2 protein-coding genes are annotated in these 1,643 nt (G+C 36.6%); both read left to right on the plus strand.

The genetic code is table 11. The features are described from left to right. Positions 1-13 precede the first annotated feature (13 nt). Positions 14-280 carry an AbrB/MazE/SpoVT family DNA-binding domain-containing protein gene (locus tag QI30_RS18950; protein ID WP_126992088.1) on the plus strand — a complete coding sequence of 89 codons (267 nt, stop codon included), beginning with the start codon at positions 14-16 and terminating at the stop codon, positions 278-280. A gap of 757 nt (positions 281-1,037) precedes the next feature. After that, a partial coding sequence (locus QI30_RS18960) for a hypothetical protein (protein WP_148113893.1) occupies positions 1,038-1,643 on the plus strand: 606 nt, incomplete at its 3' end.

The raw sequence follows: 1,643 nt of genomic DNA on the forward strand, positions 1-1,643 counted from the left end.
GGAGGACACGACCATGAAATCAACTGGCATCGTACGCAAAGTCGATGAATTAGGGCGTATCGTTATCCCAATGGAGCTACGCAGAACGCTTGAAATCAACGAAAAAGACCCTGTTGAAATTTTCATTGATGGCGAGGAAATTATTTTACGAAAGTATGCGCCACAAGCTGCTTGCATAGTAACAGGAGAAATTACGCCAGATAACTTCACATTATTTAATCACATCACCCTTTCTCCTAAAGGGGCTGAAGTGTTGCTAAATCAACTGAAACAGAAATAATTGAACTCTTCATAATGTAGAAATGGATAGGCTACATTTAGTTGGACACACTTTATAGAGTATAGAGGGCAAATTCTAAGTCTATCAACGGAGAAGAGCTTTACGTGGAGCAATGGGCATGATAGCCTCGTTTGGCTAAGCCAGCCTGATATTGCTGGCTTTCTGGCGCAAGGAGTCATGCCCATAGAGGCTCCATGTCAAGCAACTTGTACGCCCCTTATGCTTTAAGAGCACCCTTATAAAAGTTGTCCAAAAGTGTTGCCATACCACTTCAGCACATTCGCAATATCGCGTGCTACTGAAGGCTTTTCTGCTAATACTACACTTTTAGCCATATTAAACATCCTTTCGTAAATCCTTGTGTTTAATATAGCATAGAGAATATAGTTTAAACATTTATTCCAGTGCTTCAATATATGAGGGTAGCGTCAGTAAATCGTATTTTTATGACGAGGCCACATGTTTATGATGACCGTAGCTGTGATATTTTAGAAGGCAATCTAGAAACAATTACCCCCTCGTATAAGTATTATATGATGGGGTATTGGAGCATGATAAAGTAGTAATCTCTAATATTTTTGAAAGATAGATATTTAGAGATATGTATGATAGGAAAGTAGGTGAAAGACCGGATCTTCATCTGCTTCTTTATTTTAATAACGGCTTTTATTAAATGCCCAAACGTCAGTTGATGAACGAATAGGGATAGAGTATGTTGTATTTATTCGAATGCGGAAGATTTAGAAAGGGTGAGCAGGTGAAAGTACAAGATCATTTTGAAGTGCTTAATTATAATACATCGGTTTTAAAAATGCCGTTTACGATAGCTCATGTACTTATCACACTTATTTTAACCATTTTAATTTCAGTAAATGATGCACCAACTAGTAATATTGTGTTGTTTATTTTAGGCTCAGTTTTATTTAGCGTACTTCACTGGATGGGCAGTTGGTTATTTAAGCGGTTTAGTACGTTTTATTTAATCGTTCAGCTCGTCATTATATTTGGCGTTGCGATGCTTGTTAGTGATTTTGGTATTATTCTATTGATTGTGTACGGAGGCACATTAGTAGCACAGTCTTTTTATTTATATAACAGTGCGAAACGATTTGTTGCCTTTTTAGTGTTGTATATTGGGTCGGTTATTTTTATGTTATCCATTTTATACGGGCAAGAGAAATATGATTATGCAATTTTCATCTTTGTTATTTCCATGTTGTTTATTTTATTAGGCTTTGCGACGTTTAATCAAAAGGAAGTAGAAAATCGGCAATTGCAGCTGGCGAATAAACGGATTGAAGCATTAACGAAGCAAAACGAACGTCAACGAATGGCAAGGAATTTACATGATTCGTTAATTCAA

It is taken from the genome of Candidatus Kurthia intestinigallinarum (assembly GCF_003991225.1).
GTDB lineage: Bacteria > Bacillota > Bacilli > Bacillales_A > Planococcaceae > Kurthia > Kurthia populi.

What these genes read in the sequence shown, in the direction of transcription:
- QI30_RS18950 (WP_126992088.1), top strand. Translation starts at nt 14, where the DNA reads ATGAAATCAACTGGCATCGTACGCAAAGTCGATGAATTAGGGCGTATC.